Origin of the sequence: Streptomyces sp. NPDC127038 (assembly GCF_042725875.1) — a bacterium.
Taxonomy (GTDB): Bacteria; Actinomycetota; Actinomycetes; order Streptomycetales; family Streptomycetaceae; genus Streptomyces.
The window spans coordinates 1-14180 of sequence record NZ_JBHXDQ010000113.1; the positions used below are offsets into that span (position 1 = coordinate 1).

General features: G+C 76.7%; 8 protein-coding genes. 4 read left to right on the top strand and 4 right to left on the bottom strand.

Features of this window, described 5'->3' with window-relative positions; translation table 11 throughout:
• Positions 1-33 precede the first annotated feature (33 nt).
• Both ACFWI4_RS40130 and ACFWI4_RS40135 read right to left on the bottom strand, forming a co-directional pair.
• Positions 34-285, bottom strand: coding sequence for an acyl carrier protein (locus ACFWI4_RS40130; protein WP_385392155.1), 252 nt, complete (start codon positions 283-285; stop codon positions 34-36).
• Positions 286-445: 160 nt separating this feature from the next.
• Entirely contained in the window at positions 446-1450 is a 1005-nt protein-coding gene (locus tag ACFWI4_RS40135; RefSeq protein WP_387206504.1) for an ATP-binding protein, read from the bottom strand.
• Positions 1451-1745: 295 nt separating this feature from the next.
• Between ACFWI4_RS40135 and ACFWI4_RS40140 the strand changes: the two genes are divergently transcribed.
• The 3 genes from ACFWI4_RS40140 (at position 1746) to ACFWI4_RS40150 (ending at position 6690) form a co-directional block, all read left to right on the top strand.
• The gene (locus tag ACFWI4_RS40140) at positions 1746-2108 is read left to right on the top strand and encodes a hypothetical protein (RefSeq protein WP_387206506.1); all 363 of its coding nucleotides are present in this window, start codon (positions 1746-1748) and stop codon (positions 2106-2108) included.
• A gap of 333 nt (positions 2109-2441) precedes the next feature.
• The gene (locus ACFWI4_RS40145; RefSeq protein ID WP_387206508.1) at positions 2442-4943 is read left to right on the top strand and encodes a hypothetical protein; all 2502 of its coding nucleotides are present in this window, start codon (positions 2442-2444) and stop codon (positions 4941-4943) included.
• A 469-nt stretch (positions 4944-5412) separates the two neighbouring features.
• Positions 5413-6690, top strand: a complete 1278-nt coding sequence (locus ACFWI4_RS40150) for a helix-turn-helix domain-containing protein (RefSeq protein WP_387206511.1) — start codon at positions 5413-5415, stop codon at positions 6688-6690.
• Positions 6691-6700: 10 nt separating this feature from the next.
• On the opposite strand, the gene ACFWI4_RS40155 is transcribed toward ACFWI4_RS40150, so the two are convergent.
• Both ACFWI4_RS40155 and ACFWI4_RS40160 read right to left on the bottom strand, forming a co-directional pair.
• A complete protein-coding gene (locus tag ACFWI4_RS40155; protein WP_387206513.1) occupies positions 6701-11584 on the bottom strand; it encodes an AMP-binding protein in 4884 nt (1627 codons plus the stop codon).
• A 304-nt stretch (positions 11585-11888) separates the two neighbouring features.
• The gene (locus ACFWI4_RS40160; RefSeq protein WP_387206515.1) at positions 11889-12419 is read right to left on the bottom strand and encodes a hypothetical protein; all 531 of its coding nucleotides are present in this window, start codon (positions 12417-12419) and stop codon (positions 11889-11891) included.
• Between the two features lie 402 nt (positions 12420-12821).
• Here ACFWI4_RS40160 and ACFWI4_RS40165 point away from each other — a divergent pair, with 402 nt between their 5' ends.
• Positions 12822-14078, top strand: a complete 1257-nt coding sequence (locus ACFWI4_RS40165) for an aminotransferase class V-fold PLP-dependent enzyme (RefSeq protein ID WP_387206517.1) — start codon at positions 12822-12824, stop codon at positions 14076-14078.
• Positions 14079-14180: the final 102 nt, after the last annotated feature.

The following is a 14180-nucleotide window of genomic DNA, read 5'->3' on the forward strand; positions in this document are numbered from 1 at the left end:
GCCGTACGTCCCTCTGCCGTCTGCGGTACGGGTTCAGCGGGCCGCCCGCTGCAGCCGGGCCAGCGTTCCCCACAGCGCCCCCGGGGTGGCGAAGGTGTCCAGGGAGAGGACATCGTCGACGAAGTGCACGTGATAGGCGCCCTCCAGCGAGCCCAGCAGCTCCACCGCGCCCAGCGAGTCCAGACCCGAGAGCCTCAGGTCCGTGTCGGCCTCCAGCGGTTCGCCGGCGCCCAGGAACGGCAGGTACTCACGCAGCAGTTCCTCGAACTTCTCGTCCCAAGCCATTGCTGGCCTCACCCCTTTTTTTCGTGCCGACTCGTCGGTCGTCTCGTCAGTTGCTTCGGCTGTCGTCTGCGGTGTTCGTCTTCGGTGTTCGGCTGCGGTGGTGGTCCGCGGTGGTGGTCCGGTGGTCTGTTCGTCCGTGCGGGGCCGTCGTCGTACGCCGTCACCGGGGCCGGCCGGTGGTGGCCGGGGCGGGAGCGGGCCGGGCGGGCCGGGTGGTGGACGGGGTGGTGGCGGACAGGGTGGCGAGGACCACCGCCCGTACGGCCGGGCGCGGCAGACGGGTCTCGTCGAGCAGGCCCGCGGCGGCCAGGCCGGCCAGGCCCTGGCGGACCGCGGCCGGCGCGATGCCGGTCAGCTGGGCGATGCGCCCGGGTGTGGCGGTGTCCTCCAGCAGGACCGCGGCCCGGGCGATGGCCGCGGCCCGGGCGCCGCAGCGGTGCAGACAGGCCTGCACCGCCCGGGCGAAGAGGGAGTCGGGGTCCGGGAACGGGCGCCGCGGTGCGGTCCGGGCGGCGGGGTCCGGTGAGGTCAGCAGGGCGTCCAGCAGCAGGGGGTTGCCGCCGCTTGCCTCGTGGAGGAACGCGGCCTGCCCGCCGCGGCCGGCCCGTTCGGCGAGCAGGCCCACCTCGGCCGGGCCCAGCGGCTCCAGACGGATGCGCCGGGTCGCCGGCCGGCGCGTCAGCTCCTCCGCGAACACCGGGTCGCCGGCTTCGTGGGGGACCGTCCCGGCGACGACCAGCAGCGTCCGGGCGGGCCGCATACGGCCCGTGAGACGGCGTAGGACCGCCAGGGACTCGGCGTCGGCGTGATGGACGTCGTCCACGCACAGCACCAGTGGCCTGCCCCCGCCGGCCTCGATCAGTCCGGCGCACAGCGTCGGCACGTCCTGGCCGCCCGGCGCCCGCCGCATGGCGGTGTGCCCGCGCTGCCATGCCGCCGCCCGCCGGATCGCGCCCTGCGGGGCACCGTGGCCGGCCGGGGAGCCGGCCGCGCACAGCACCACCGCTCCCGCGGCGGCGGCCCGTTCGACCAGCAGATGCACCAGCGCACTCTTGCCGCAGCCCGCGGGCCCCTCCACCACGACGGTACGAAAACACCCCTCGGTGGAGTCGGTGAAGGCATCCGTCAAGGTTCTGATCGCCGCGGTCCTGCCGGCCAGCGTCATAGCGGTCCTGTCGGTCGGTCCACCCCTCACCGGGCCAGCCTGACCGCGCCCCCTACAGCCGTACTGGAGCCACGACGGAAGACAGCGGACCCCGCACCACCACCGTCACCACGGCCGTCACCGCCCTGACCATCACCGTGATCGCCGTCATCACGGCCGTCACCGTCGGGGCACCCGGTCCACCGGGGGGGCGGGGAAGAGCGGGCCTCCATTCCCGCTCCAGCACGCACGGCCATGCTGTCCCCGCCGGCCGCGGGGCCGGGTGACGACCCACCACGAGGAAGGGCCTCCCGCCATGACGCCGATGCTGAACGAGCCCCTCAGCGGGGCGCTGCACGAGCTCCTTGCCGCGCGCAGCCTGCGCGAGCGCAACCGGGAACTGGTCCTCGCGCTGGTCGCGGCGGGCAACCGGGGCGAGGCCAACGACCTCACCCGCCCCTGGACGGGCCCCGCCGCTGCCGGTGCGCCCACCCTGCCCGAGGGGCTGCGGCTGACGGCCGAGAGCGTCATCGCCGACAACGACGCCGTCGCCCTGCGCGCCACCGCCCGTGCCCACGGCGCGGCCTGGTCCCTGGTCGCCGAGCTCCGCTTCGACGCCGCGGGCCGTGTCGAGCAGTGCCACCGCCTGCTCGTGCCCGACACCACGAAAGCGGCCTGACCCGCCCGGCGAACCAGGCCCCAACCCCCGTATCCCGCGTATCCCGCAAGGGAGTTCGGCGAAGCCCGGGGGAGTCGGGAATGGCCGCGGTCCGGCGTCCGGCGCCTGTGCGGCCCGTGCCGTGGGCCGTCCCGTCCGGGGCACGGGCCGGATCGAGGACCGTTCGCGGGCCGCTGGAGAAAACGGACGGGCCTTGCGGCACGGAGCTAGCGTGAAGAGGCCGGGCTCCGGCTCCGTCGGCACCTGCCGGGCCGCCCGGGCCCGCACGCCGACCCCCTGAGCCCGCAGGGCAGTTGCCCGCTCGGTACCGGGGGTCCGGACAAGGGGGAGACGATGGACGGTGACCGGACCGCCGGCGTGTGCGCGGTGATCGACCCCGAGCAGGGCGAGCACGGCACCCTGCACCTGCACGGACCCCTGGACCCCGCCTCCTTCCACCGCGCCCTGCACCGGCTCGCCGAGACCCGCCCCGCCACCCGCCACCCCGAACCCCGGCTGGTACGGCACGGACCGGGCCTGCACACCGTCGAACTCCCCGCCGCCGCCCCGGCACCCGAGCCCACCGCCGGCCTGCTCGCCGACCTTTTGACCGCCGCCCCCGAACCCTGCCCCGGCACCGGCCCGGCCACCGCACCCCCCGGCCCGCCCTGCCGGACCCTGCCCCGCACCGAACCGGTCACCCCCCTGCAACACCAGCGGCTCGCCGACACCCTGGCCTGGCCCGGCCACCAGGCCGAACAGCTCCTGTGGCGCTGGCACGGACCCCTGGACACCGCCCGCATGACCGCGGCCTGGCACGCCGTCGGCGAACGGGAGAGCATCCTGCGCACCGCGTTCGTCTGGGACCCGCGGCCCCGCGCCGTCGTCTTCGACCGCACGGTCACCGACATCGTCCGCCACCCCCGCACCACGCCGGCCGGACGCGCGGCCCTGCAGGAACGCGAACGCGCCCGCCCCCTCGACCTGCGCCGCCCGGCAGCGGTACGCCTGACGCTGCTGGACAGCGGCCCCCACGACGCGGCCGCACCCTTCACCGACGTCCTGCTCACCTACCACCGCGCCCTGCTGGACAGTTGGAGCGCGCGGCTGCTGATGCGCGAATGCTGCCGCGCCTACCTCGCCGGCGGAACACTGCCCGGCGGCCGCCGCCGCCCCGACCTCGGCGACTGCGCCCGCCTGCTCACCACCCGAGACCCCGCCCCGGCCGACGACCTCCGCCAGGACTCCGCCCTGGCCGACAACCTCGGCCAGGACCCCGCTCCAGCCGACAATCTCCGCCAGGATCCGACTCCGACCGACGACCTCGGCCAGGACTCCGCCCTGGCCGACGACTTCCGCCAGGCCCCGGCCCCGGCCGGTGACCTCCGGCAGAACGCCGCCCCGGCCCATGACCTCTGGCAGGATCCGACTCCGGCCGACGAGCTCCCGCAGAACGTCGCCCCGGCCCGTGGCCTCCGGCAGGACGCCGTCCCGGCCGACGGCCTCCAGCAGGATCCGGCCCCGGCCCACCACCTCCACCAGGCCCCCGCCCACCGCCCCGTCCCCCCGTTTTCGCCCCCGCCCCCGTTCCCGACCTGGACCCCGGCTCCGTCCGGCCCGGGTCCGGCCGGTGGCAGCGGTGGCAGCGGTGGCGGCGGTGGTACGGGGGTGCTGCGCACCGTGCTGTCCCCGGCCCGCAGCGTGCGTCTGGCCCACTGGGCGGCACGCTGGGGTGTCGCGGAGAGCAGCGTGCTCCAAGCGGTGTGGGCCCTGCTCCGCTACCGCGCCGGTGACACCGCCCCCGCCCCCGCCACCCTCGGCTTCGGCCTGGACTTCCCCGGCCGCGGACTGCTCCTGGAAGGCATCGAGGGCGTCCCCGGCCCGTTCGAGAACGCCCTGCCCCTGACCGTCGCCCTCCACCCGCAACTGCCCCTGCCCCGGCTCCTACGCACCCTGCGCGACCAGGTGATGGACCTGTCCGCCTACGAATGGACCACCACCGCCGGCCCCGCCACCACCGGAGCCGCACCCGTCACCACCGGGCCCCTCACCAGCAGCCCCGTCACCGCCGCTCCCGGCACCGGCGGTGACGGCCCCGGCGACGGGACACGGGCCGGAGGCCTGCTCGCCTTCGACTGCGGGCCGCGTCCCGAGACCGCCTACGGCGACGAACTCGCCGCACACGGCGTCCGTCTGGAGGAGCGCGAGGCCGCCGGAACACCCGCCGGGTACGCGCTGCGTCTGCGCGCCGGCCACGACGCCGACCGCGCTCTCGTCCTGACCTGCGCCTACGACCGCGACCTCGTCGACGCCGGCACCGCGCACACCCTGCTGGAACACACCGTGCGCCTGCTGTGCCTGCTGCCCGCCACCGCGACCTCGGCCACCACCGTCGCCGACGCGCTGGCCCTGATGCCGCACACCCCCACACCCCGCGTCCCCGACGGCCCGCCCACCGCCGACCGGGCGCCGCTCCTGCTGGCGCTGCGCGGTCCCGCGGCACCCGCGGCCGCCACCGTCTGCCTGCTCGACGTCCCCGGCGCACCGCACACCGCGCACCGTGAACTCCTCACGCACTACCGGGGACCCGAGGCCCTGACCGCGCTGCGCCTCACCGCCGGCCGTCACCGGGAACAGGCCGACGCGCTCGCCCGCCTCGCCCGCTCGGCCGGCCGGCTGGTCCTGGGCGGGTACTGCGGCACCGGCGCCCTCGCCTGCGAACTGGCCCGGCAGGTCACCGCACGCGGAGTGCGCCCGCCCCTGGTGGTGGTGGGCGGCGCCCACGACGACCCCGACGGGCCCCGCACTCTGGCGGGCGCCCTGCAACGGGCGAGCGCCCGGGCCGCCCGGCCCTGAAGACACCGCCGGCCGCGCGCGCCCGTACCCGTACGGGCGCGGGGAGGCTCACCTCAGATCACCTCTTGGGCCAGCCGATGTCGTCGTCGCACGACTGGGCACGCACCGGAGCGCGCCGGCCGGCGAGAGTCTCGCGGACGGCGCGGCGGGCAGGAACCGCGTGTTTCATAGGGGGACACTCCCGTGGACGCGGACGAGGACAACTCCCGTGAGCGAGACGGACCGGCGCGCAGGTACCGGCCCCGGTGCTGGAGATATTCCCCGTAACCGCTCAAGAGCCGCTCGAAGAACACCGGACGAATCCGTGAGACCCGCACGAACTCCGCGGCACACCGTCTGGCAAAACATTGCCCGCCCCTTGCCCGGCCCCCTACGCTCAAGGACGGCTCCCCGACACCACCGCGGCGGCGGCACACCCCGCCCCGCCCCACGGGCCACCCCCCACCCGTCCGTCCCAGGGAATGGTCACATGCTGCGTCAGCCCGCGTTCGGCCGTCGTCTCCGCAAACTGCGACAGGCCCGCGGGCTGTCCCAGACCGCCCTGGCCGGCGACGGCATGTCCACGGGATACCTCTCCCGCCTGGAGTCCGGCGCACGCCAGCCCACCGAACGGGCCGTCGCCCACCTCGCCCAGCGGCTCGGCCTGGACCCGGCCGACTTCGAGGAACCCGCCGGCGGCTCCCTGGCCCACGCCCTGTCCCTGGTCTCCTCCACCGGCTCCGACACCGCCCTGGACACCCTGCGCGAAGCCCTGGCGGCCGAGGGACACGAGGCACCGGTGCTGCGCTGGCAGGCGCTGTGGCAACTGGCCGCACAGCGCCGCCTCCAGGGCGACCACGACGGCGAACGGGAGTACCTGGAGGAACTGGTCCACCTCGGCGAATCGGTCGGACTGGTCGCCCTGCGGGTCCGCGGCCTGACCCGCCTCGCCCGCTGCCTGCGCGCACTGGGCGAGATCACCGCCGCCCTCGACGCCGCGATGAGCGCCCACCACCTCGCCCGCGAGGACGACCTCGACGCGGAGGACCGCGCCGCCGTCCTGCTGGCCCTGGTCTCGGTGGAGGCCGAGGCGGGCCGCATGCCCGACGCCCGCGCCCACGCCGACGAACTGGCCCAGATCGTCACCGGCCGCTGCGACGCCCTGTGGGCGGAGGCCATGTGGACCTGCGCCGCGGTCCGCCTGCGCCAGGGCGACTACGCCGCCGCACAGGTCCTGCTGGAACAGGCGCTGGAGAAGTTCAGCAGCCGCGAGGACCTCGTGCTGTGGCTGCGCCTGCGGTTCGCCGCCGGCCGCCTGTACCTCCAGAAGCAGCCCCCCGACCCCCAGGCCGCCGAACGGTGCCTGATCGCCGCCGAACCCGCACTCGCCTTCGTCGGCACCCCCGGCCTGCGCCAGGACCTGCTCGCCCTCAAGGCCGACGTCGCGTTCCTGACCGGCCGCTACGACGAGGCCCACACCCTGCTCGGCGAACTCGCGACGACCCAGCTGCGGATGAGCTACCGGGACCGGGTGCGCCTGGACATCCTCCGCAACCAGCTGCGCATCCGCTCCGGCGACCAGAGCGGCGTGAAGGGACTGCGGGACCTGGCCGAACAGGCCCAGGCCGACGCCAACATCGACCTCGCCGCCGACATCTGGCGCATCCTCGCCGAATCCCTCGCGGACACCACCCGGACCACCCCGGCCACCCCGCCCACCCCGGCCATCCCCGAGAACACGACCGCCCCGGCCGCGTCCGAGACCTGACCCCAGGCCTCTACGGCTCCCGCAGGTTCTCCGCGCACGCCCGGTGCGTCCGGTGCATCTGGTGCGGCTGGTGTGTCTGGTGCCAGCCGCCGGGCACGGCGGCCGCCGCCGGCCACAGGCTCTGGTGGCCGGCCGCGTCGGCCAGCACCACCAGCGCGGCCGACGCGTCGTCGAACGGGTCGTCGTGGGCCGCGTCCTCCAGCACCCGCAGATTGCCGTACTCGTCCAGCCGGGCGGCGCGGCCGGTGCGCCACATCCGGGCGGCGGTGTGCTGCGGGCCGCCGTCCGGAGCGAACGGATCGGGCAGGAACCGCCCGCCGGCCGCGGTCGGCGCCCCGGTGTAGCCGCGGGCCACGCCGGCCCCCGCGATGTAGAGGGACCCGGTCCGGCCCGGGCCCACCGGCCGCAGCCGCGCGTCGAGGAGGTAGGCGCGGTGACCGGGCGCCGGCCGGGCCGGGGCACCGGGGGTGTGCTCGACCACGAGCCGGGCCTCCGCCCAGCCGCCGCTCACGGTCAGCTCGGCCCCCTCGGCCCGGGCGAGCGGCACCAGCGCGCCCAGTACGTCGTCGGCGCCGCCCAGCACCACCCGCGCGCCCTGCCGGCGCAGCCACCCCAGCACCTCGTGCGGCACGTCCCGGCAGAGCGAGCCGTCCGGGACGTGCACCCGCCCGCCCCGCACCAGGGTGCCCAGCAGCCCGATCGCCGTGTCCCCGTCCGGGTAGCCGCGCACCAGCCAGGCCGCGTCGCCGGCGGCCGCCGCGGTGACGGCCTCGCCGCCCACCGCGACGGTGCCCGCCTCACCGGGCAGCAGCAGCAGCGGGTCGCCGTCGCGCGGCGGCCGGATCCGGTCGGCCCCCGTCACCGGCCAGTGCCCGGCCGGCGCCCACCGCCCGGCCCCCTCCTCGCGCACCAGCCGGGCCGCGCCGGGCACGGCCGGCAGCAGCAGGTCCGCGGTCTCGTCCAGCAGCAGCACCACCGGGCGCAGCCCCACCGCCAGGCCCGCCGCCGGGTCGGCCGGCACCAGCGCGGCCCCGGTCTTGGCCACCGCCACCGCGGCCACCGCGAAGGCGGCCGGCGAGGACAGCGCGGTCAGCACACAGCCGCCCGGCCCCGCCCCGTGCTCGATCAGGGCGTGCGCCAGCAGATCGGACCGGGCGTCGAGCCCGGCGTAGTCCAGGTCCTCCACCGCGACCGCCCGCGGGGCCCGCGCCGCCCGCGCCGCGAACAGCGACGCCACGTCCTGGCGCACGGCCGGCACCGGCGCCCCCGCCCACACCCCGCTGCCGGCCGCCGCACCGGGCAGCGGGAGCAGCCGGCTCAGCCGCGCGGCAGGTGTCCTGAGGGCCGACCGCAGTACGGCGGTGAGCCGGCCGGCGAGCAGGGCGGCGGCGCTCTCGCCGAGCGTCTCGTGGCGGAAGGTGACGGTGACCGCGATCCCGGCCGCCTCGCCCGCCGGTCCCTGGCGTTCGGTCAGCGTCAGCCCCAGGTCCGCGGCCGGCACCGCGGGCGTGCAGTGCTCGGCCCGCACCGACAGCCCGGCCGCCTCGAACCGCCCGGCGCACTCCTGCACCACGGCCAGCGCCACCCCGCCGGGCAGCGCCGCCAGCGCCGCCTCACCATCGGTGTAGGCGGCCAGGTCCCGCTCCCGCACCCGGCGCAGCAGCTCGGTGAAGGACGGATCGCCCGAGGTGTCCACCGTCAGCGCCAGCACCCGCGCGTAGGGGCCGACGGCCTCGCGCAGCGCGGCCGTGTCCCGCGCCGGGACCGGCGCGGCCACCGTGACCGGGTCCTGCGCGCCGAGCCCGCCCAGCAGCGCCACCAGCGCCGCGTGCACCACCATGAACACCGTGACGCCCTGCCCGGCGGCCAGCCGCGTCAGCCGCGCGTGCAGGTCCGCGTCCAGGCCGCGCTCCAGGGTGCCGTACGAGGCGGGCCCGCGGCCCGGACCGCTGCCCGGCAGCACGGCCGGCGGCAGATCCCCGAAGACGGCGCGGGGAGCCGCGTCCAGCCCGGCGGGGGAGCGGTGCGGGATGCCCCCTCCGGCCCGCATCCCGTACGCCCGGGCCAGGTCGGCGGCCAGCGGCACATGGGACCACAGGTCCACCGAGTCGGCGGGCAGGTCCAGTTCCAGCAGATGGTCCCCGGCCGCCAGGGCCCGCAGCCGGGTGCCGGCCGAGCCCAGCCGGGAGTTGCGCAGCACCGTGTGGCGCCGCCCGAGGTCCTCCAGGGCCGCCTCCAGCGCACGCCGGTCCAGCGGGCCGCTCAGCCGCAGCGAGAACGCACGGCTGTCACCGGCCGTGTCGCCCGGCCCGGTCACCGCCGCGCGCACGTCGCCGGCGAGCGCGGCGAACGCGGCCGGGGTCGGCGCCAGCTCCAGCGCCCGGATGCCCGGGTCGGCGCCCAGCGTCGCACGGACCCGGGACAGCAGCCGGGCCGCCGCCGCACCGTCCCCGCCGATACGGAAGAAGTCGGACTCGGCGTGCACCCGGTGCCGGGGCAGGCCCACCGCCTCGGCGAACAGATCACGCACGATCTCCTGGACCGGCGTCCCGGGCTGGGTGCCCCGCCGTCCGCCGGCCGGGGCGTCCACCGGCAGCGCCGCACGGTCCACCGCGCCCGCCGCGTCCACCGGCAGCGCCTCCAGCGCCGTCAGCGCGGACGGCACCATGTGCTCCGGCAACCGCTCCCGCAGATGGGCGCGCAGCACCGCCTCCAGATCGACCCCGTGCCCGAGCGCGGCCGGAACCCCCGCCAGCCCCTCCACCCCACCACCCCCCGCCCCGGCAACCCCGGCGTCCTCGCCCGTCCCGGCGTCCTCGCCCGTCCCGGCGCCGGATGCCGCGTACACGCCCGTCACCGCGCCCGCCGGCACCCGCGCCCGGTCCAGCAGCACGATGTCCAGCAGCTCGGGACTCCCGCCCCAGGTCGGCAGGGCCCGGTAGCCCCGGCGCTCCGCCCGCGCGCACAGGGCCTCCACCCCCGGAGCGGGCGCGTCCCGCGGCGCCAGGTCCAGCCCCTCGCGCGGATCGAACAGGGACCCCATCGCCGCGTACTCGTCGTGCACCCGCCGGTTGGGAATCCCGGCCAGACGCAGCACCGCCGGCCCCGCCGCCGTGACCCGGTCCACGGCCTCCACACCATCACCCGCACGCCAGCGCACGACCGGCGCACCGGCGAGGTCCGCGACCGGCTCGGCGGTGGAGAGCACCACGTCGTAGCGGTAACGCGTCAGCTCGTTGTCGTGCACGCCCCGCTTGACGCGCACGTCGACCGCCCGCACCGCGGGCAGGTCCCGGGCGAGCGCCCCGAACAGGGCGGGGGAGAGCAGCAGCTCGCTCTCCGCCGCGACCCCGCGGTCCACGGCCCGGCGCAGCGCCTCCCGGTCACCCCCGGCGGCACCCGGCCGGGCCAGCGCGATCCCGGTCTGGAAACAGCGGGCGAGGTCGAGACTGCGCACATCGCCCAGGAAGAGCGAGCCGCCCGGCGCCAGCAGCGCCAGCAGCCCCTCGATCACGGCCCGCAGCCGGGCCAGGCCCGGGAAGTACTGGACCACCGAGTTGACGACGACCACGTCGAAATGACCGGCCGGCAGCCCGCCGGTGTCCTGGGCGTCACGGCAGTCCAGCCGCACCTTCTCCTTCAGCAGCGGGTCGGACTCCACCCGCGCGGCCAGCGCCCCGAGCACGGACGGGCAGAAGTCGGTCGCCCAGTACTCGTGGACCTCCTCGTCGCGGGCCAGGGGCAGGGCCAGCAGCCCGGTGCCCACACCGATCTCCAGGACCCGGCGCCGCGGCAGCTCCCGGATCCGCCCCAGCGCGGCCCGCCGCCACTCCCGCAGCTCCCGCGCCGGGATCGGCAGGGCGTCGTAACTGCTGCTCCAGCCGGTGAAGTCGTCCCCCGGACCACGGTCCGCGGCACCGGCGTGCAGCGCTTCGTGGATCTCCCTCCACCGCGCGGTCTGCGTGTCCTCCTCGGCCGCCGCCAGGGCCACGGCGGCCGGCACCACGTGCGCCACCAGCCGTCTGTCGCCGTCCGCGTCCTCGTGCACGGACACCGCCGCGGCCGACACCGCCGGATGCGCGCTCAGCACCGACTCCACCTCACCGAGCCCGAAACGCCGCCCGCACAACTCGACCCACTCCTGCACCCCCGCGGCCACACCCACAGCCCCCGAGACCGCGCCCACGGCCCCGGAGATCCGCGCCGCCGCGCCACCGTCTTCGCCCCGCCCGCCGTCCTCGTCCGGGCCGTTGCTCCGCCCGGCGCCCGGGACCAGGGCGGCCCACACCGCGAAGGCGGCCGCGTCCGGAACCGCCCCGCCGCCGGACCCGGACCCCCCGCCGGACCTCCCGCCGGCCGGGCCCGCGGGGTCCAGCAGGTCCAGCACCGCGCGGTGCCGCACGACGGTCCCCTCCAGGCCCCCGGGGGGATAGCAGACACACAGGACGTCGTCGTCCGCCCCGGCGGCCTGCCCGGGCAGAGCGGCCGGGCGCCGGGCGATCTCGGGCGCCTCGGCGTCCAGCGCGAGGACCACCGTGTCCAGCCCCGCGTAGTCCGCTGCGCCCGCGCTCCCGGTCAGCACCGCGGCGGCCCCGCTGTCCCGCACGATCAGCCGCCGCCGCCCGGCGGGGTCGGCCGGGTCGACCGGGACGTAGGCCGCTCCGGCCCGCACGATCGCCAGGAACGCGGTCACCGTCCCGGGGCCCGCCGCCAGCGAGGTCACCACCCGGTCGCCCGGGCCGATGCCGCGGGCCCGCAGATGGGCGGCGAGACGGTTGGCCGCGCGGCCCAGCTCCCGGTAGGTGAGGCCGCCCCCGCCCCGCCCGGGCCGGTACACCGCGACCGCGTCGGGACGCTCCTGGACCTGCTGCTCGACGAGGCCGGAGATCGACATCGCTACCCGCTCCTTATGACAGCGCCTTCCGGCTTGGCAAAATGTTTCCTGAAGTCTGGCAAGGGTGGCCTGAGGTGGGGTCCTGAGGCGGTCGAGCGGCACTGGAGCCGCTGGTGGCGACGGGGCGCCGCCGCCGCTGGCGAGGGCACGGGTTTGCCAGGGCGCCCGGGGCGGGGGAGTGCCCGGCGATCGCCCGGGGCGTTTCGCGCGTACGGGCTCCACGCACCCGGAAACGCCGAAGCCCCCGCCGGGCATCGCTGCCTGCGGGGGCGTCACGGGGCGGGCGCGGATGCCCGGACGGGGATCAGACGCTGGCGACTGCGGGAGCGGTGGGCCAGTTCGTGTCCCCGGCCTGGATCGCGGCGGGCGCGACCGGCCAGTTGGTGTCGCCGGCCTGGATCGCGGTGGGGGCGGTGGGCCAGTTGGTGTCGGCCTGGATGGCAGCCGGTGCGGTGGGCCAGTTGGTGTCGGCCTGGATCGCGGCCGGGGCGACCGGCCAGTTGGTGTCGCCGGCCTGGATCGCGGCCGGGGCGGTCGGCCAGTTGGTGTCCGCCTGGATGGCGGCCGGGGCGGTCGGCCAGTTGGTGTCCGCCTGGATGGCGGCCGGGGCGGTCGGCCAGTTGGTGTCCGCCTGGATCGCGGTCGGGGCGGTCGGCCAGTTGGTGTCCGCCTGGATCGCGGTCGGGGCGGTCGGCCAGTTGGTGTCGGCCTGGATGGTGGTGGAGACCGTCTTCGCCGTCGTCGGCCATCCGATCGCGTCGGCCGCGGTGGCGCCGGCGGCGGAGAAGGCGGTGAGGGCGGCGGCGGCGACGGCGATGCGGGTGATGCGGTTCATGGCGGGCTCCTCGGTGTCAATTTCGTTTTCGTTGCTTGGCAACCTTCTGCCAAGAAGATTGGCAACCAAAGCTCGCAAATCGGTCGTGAATGGGTCGATTCGGACTCAAGGTGCACGCCAGGAACGCCCCAGAAGCCGGTCCCGCACTGCGGAGTTGCCTAAGGAAAGCCGCCCTGGACTGCGGAAACGAGAATTCTTGGCAGAGCCGGAAACGCTCTGGCAAGGCTTGGCAACTCCTGGAGAACCGGACCGGAGACGGCCGGGATCCCGGCCGGCGGCCCCGTACTAGAGCCGTGCCGGAGCCGGTGCCCCCCCGAGGTTGCCAAACCTCCGACGATCCAGGCAAGGTGTTGCCAAGAAGTAGGCAATCATTTGCCTCAGTTGTGGGGGGAGGCCCCTGAAGTGAACGAGAAATCCCACGGCGGCCGCAGGATCCACCTCAACCCGGCCGGTGCGGGCCGCATGCCCGCGGCCGTCCGGGCGGTCCTCACCGAGTGGACGCGTTTCGAGGACCGGTACGGGCCCTACGAGCTGGACGAACGCCTGGAGGACGTCCTGCACCGCCGGCTGGGCCGGCGGCTGGCCGCCCTGCTCGGCGCGCCCCCGGGGGACACCTTCACGTGCACCGGCGCCGCCGACGCGTTCGCCGCCGTGCTGTCCCGGCTGCCGCTCGGCCCGCGCGACCGTGTCTGGACCACGCCCTACGAGTCGGCCGCCAACCTCGGCGCCGTCCTCGCGCTGCGCGCACGCACCGGCTGCCGGCTGGAGGTCGTACCGCTGCGCCCCGACGGCGACCTCGACCTGGAATGGATGGCCCGGCACATCGGCGCCGACGTCGCCCTGGTCTGCGTCCCCCACGTGCCCTCCGGCTGCGGCGTCGTCCATCCCGTCGAGGACATCGGACGGCTCCTGGCCCCGCACCGGTGCCTGTACGCCGTCGACGCCTCGTACGCGGTGGGCCAGCTGCCCGTGGACGCCGCCCGCATCGGCTGCCACCTGCTCACCGGGGACGGCTGGAGATTCCTGCGCGGCCCCTACGCCACCGGATTCGCCTGCCTGGCACCGCGGTTGCGCGACGCGCTCACCCCCTACGGCGGCCCGCCGCTGGTGCCGCCGCACGGCGCCGCGGCGGCCGCGCTGGAGCAGGCACTCGCCCTGCACACGCCGGCCACCGCCCGCCCCGACCTCGCCCCCGGGCTGCGCGCCGCCGTCCAGGACACGGCCGGCACCGAACTGATCGCCCCCGGACGCCTCCAGAGCGGCATCGTCACCTTCCGCCACCAGGACGTGCCGGCCGCGCTGGTGCGCCGCCGGCTCGCGGACCGCGGCGTCCACGTGTGGAAGACGGTCGCCGAGGAGGTCCCGCTGTACCTGCCCGAGCGCGGGGTCGTCACGGCCGTGCGGGCCTCCGTCCACCACGACAACTCCGCCGAGGACATCGCCCTGTTCGCCGACGCCCTCAAGGACGCCGTGACCGTGACCGGGACGGGCCCGTTCCCCGCGCCCGCCCGGCACCCGCAGCCGCAGCCGGTGCCGGTGCCGGTGTCCTCACGGCCGGAGGCGGGCGGGCCCCCGCGCGCGCGGCCGGCCGTCAGGCGGCACCTGGCCCTGGTCCCGGACGGGTCCGCAGGCACCGGCAGCCTCCGCCCCGGGGCCTGAACGGGCGCCCCCGTCCCCGCCCACAGCCTTCTCTCGCCCCCTCCGCCCCTGCCCGACCCGTACCGGGGGGGGGGGGGGGGGGCGCGCCGCGACCGGGGAGAC